Source organism: Sphingomonas sp., assembly GCF_035758555.1.
In the GTDB taxonomy this organism is placed as follows: Bacteria; Pseudomonadota; Alphaproteobacteria; order Sphingomonadales; family Sphingomonadaceae; genus Sphingomonas_B.
Genome location: NZ_DASTXI010000073.1, coordinates 1 through 2,721 on the forward strand (window position 1 = coordinate 1; position 2,721 = coordinate 2,721).

Genomic DNA, 2,721 nt, shown 5'->3' on the forward strand with positions numbered 1-2,721 from the left:
GATGGTCATAACGGCTGGCGATCGCACTCCGCCTGCCAACAAGGCCGAGAGTGCTGCACGACGGCGAGTTCGCCGCTCTCGTTGAACGACCGGCGGATCGCCTCGGCGGTCTGTTCGTCAACGGCAAACATCAACTGCCCCGGGCACGGCGCTGTCCGGGTCGTGCGGCCGCGCCTGCTGATCGAGCCACCGCTCGACGTCGACCCAAGTGTCGCAGCGTCCTTCGGCGCGGAAGCCGTTCATCTCGTCGCCCAGGCGCACGTAGAAGCCGTCGTCCCAGAACGAGGTGATCCAGACGTTGATCTCGGAATCGTAGAGCTGCTGTAGGATGCTCATGCTCGATGCAGACCCATCGCCGATGGCTCACGACGACCAGAGCTCCACCAAGCCGGCTGGGTCGGCAGGAGTGCGATCCGAACGATACATCCCGGGCGGCAGCGCCGCTCGCATGCGGATTCCGATGATGCCGGACAGCGATTCCGATTGAAGGCGGACGCTGATTCCGATCCAAGGCGGACACTGATTCCGAGCGATCCCGGACAGAGCCGTCGTCGACGTAGCTATGGAGTCAGGCGACCGCTTCGGCGTCAAGCAGCAATGCCTTGGCGGCTCGTTTGCGGAGTGATTCTCCCTTCAGCAGCAGGCGATGGGCGTTGTGGACGAGGCGGTCCAGCACGGCATCGGCGATCGTCGGATCGCCGATCACCTCATGCCAGTGGTCGACCGGCACCTGGCTGGTGACGATGGTCGAGCCGCGTTCATGCCGGTCGTCCATGATCTCCAGCAGGTCGCGCCGCTGCTCGCCGGTGAGCGGCGCCAGGCCCCAGTCGTCCAGGATCAACAGCTGCACCCGTCCGAGCGTCTTCAACAGCCGTCCGTAACGGCCGTCCCCGCGGGCCAAGGTGAGCGCCTCGAGCAGCCGGGGCACCCGGTGATAGGCGACGGAGCGGTTGTCGCGGCACGCCTTGTGGCCGAGCGCGCAGGCGATCCAAGACTTGCCGACGCCGGTCGGGCCGATGACCAGCAGGTTCTGCTTGCGGTCGATCCAATCGCCGACGGCCAGCCTCTGGAACAGCGCCCGATCGAGACCGCGGGGTGCTCGTAGGTCGACGTCCTCCACGACCGCTTCCTGTCGCAAGGCGGCGAACCGCAGACGCGCCACCAGCCGCTTGTTCTCGCGCTCGATGGTCTCGCGATCGAGCAGCAACGCCAGTCGCTCCTCGAAGCTCAGCGCCGCGATGTCGGGCTGTCGTCGCTGGTCGTCGAGCGCCTTCGCCATGCCGGTCAGTCCGAGGGCGAGCAGGCGCTCCTGGGTGGGATGGGGGAGCATCGGATCTTCCTTCTCAGTGGTAATAGCCACGGCCGCGGATGTTGGCGTGCAGCAGGGGAGCCGCGTCCGGCGCCGTCTCGTCGAAGGCCCGGTCGAGACCGGTCTTGAGGATCGAAGCGATCGAGCCGTAGGTCCGCGCGCCGATGGTCAGCCCGCGCTGGCAGGCCGCTTCCAGCCGGATCTCTCCATAGGTCTTGGCCAGCTGCAGGATGCCGAGGCAGGCGCGGAAGCCCTGCTCGGGATGCGGCTTGGTGCGCATGATGGTCTCGACCAGCGCCGCCGTGCCCGGCCCGACCTGCGCCGCAAACGACAGCATCCGCGCCGGTGTCCAGCTGGCGTAGCGCCGATGCGCGCTCGGCATGTGCTCCGGTGTCGTCGTGTGCCGCCGCTTCAACGCCGACCGGGGATGGGCCGCGACGCGCTGGCCGGCATGGAAGACCTCGATCGTCGTGTCGGTGATGCGCGCTTCCACCACTTCGCGGATCAGCCGGGACGGCACGGAGTAGAAGTGGCCATGCACCTCGACGTGGTAGTCGGGGGCGACCCGGCAGCGCCGCCATTCGGCGTAGGCGTAGGGATCGGGCGGCAGCGGCAGTAGCGCCGGCCGGTCGATCGTGTCGAAAAACTCCCGGCGGCTGGCACTGAGCTTGCGCATCAGCCGGGCGTTCAGGTCGCCCAACACCTCGCGGATCGCCTCGTTCAGCTCGCCGAGCGACAGGAAGCGGCGGTTCCGCAGCCGCGCCAGGATGAACCGCTCGACGATCAGCACCGCGACCTCGACCTTCGCCTTGTCACGCGGACGGCGGACCCGGGTCGGCAGCACCGCCGCGCCGTAGTGGGCCGCCATCTCCTGGTAGGTACGATTGATCCCGGGCTCGTAGCGGCAAGCTGTCGTCACGCCGGCGCGCAGGTTGTCGCAGACCAGCAGCTTCGGCGCGCCGCCGAGGAAGGCGAGCGCGTTGACGTGCGCCCCGATCCAGTCCGCCAGCCCCTCGCTCCAGCGGGCCTCGGCGTAGGTGTAGTTCGACGCGCCGAGCACGGCGACGAAGATGTGCGCCGGCCGCTCCTCTCCGGTCGCCCCATCGAACACCGGCACGGTGTCGCCGGCATAGTCCACGAACAGCTTCTCGCCGGCGACGTGGGTCTGGCGCATCGTCGCGCTGACGCCGCGCCGCCAATCGATATAGAGATCGCAGAACCGGCTATAGCCGTAGCCGTCCGGATGCCCGGCTCGGTATTCCTCCCACAGCAGGAGCAGCGTGACGCCGCGGCGCCGCAGCTCGGCGTGGACGTGATTCCAGTCGGGCATCACCCGGGTAGGCGCCTTGTAGAACCCGGCAGGTGTGAACAGCCGTCGCTCCAGCTCGGCGTCGTCAATCTCGGCCGGCACC

Annotated in this window: 3 protein-coding genes; all 3 read right to left on the reverse strand. The window is 68.1% G+C overall.

The window, feature by feature from the left end; genetic code table 11:
- Window positions 1-117 precede the first annotated feature (117 nt).
- The gene (locus tag VFT73_RS04565; protein WP_326408981.1) at window positions 118-336 is read right to left on the reverse strand and encodes a hypothetical protein; all 219 of its coding nucleotides are present in this window, start codon (window positions 334-336) and stop codon (window positions 118-120) included.
- Window positions 337-568: 232 nt separating this feature from the next.
- Entirely contained in the window at window positions 569-1,330 is a 762-nt protein-coding gene (gene istB, locus VFT73_RS04570; RefSeq protein WP_326408982.1) for an IS21-like element helper ATPase IstB, read from the reverse strand.
- Window positions 1,331-1,343: 13 nt separating this feature from the next.
- Window positions 1,344-2,721 (reverse strand): IS21 family transposase (istA, locus tag VFT73_RS04575; RefSeq protein WP_326408983.1); only part of this gene is annotated, 1,378 nt, incomplete at its 5' end.

What these genes read in the sequence shown, in the direction of transcription:
- VFT73_RS04565 (WP_326408981.1), bottom strand. Translation starts at nt 336, where the DNA reads ATGAGCATCCTACAGCAGCTCTACGATTCCGAGATCAACGTCTGGATC.
- istB (WP_326408982.1), bottom strand. Translation starts at nt 1,330, where the DNA reads ATGCTCCCCCATCCCACCCAGGAGCGCCTGCTCGCCCTCGGACTGACC.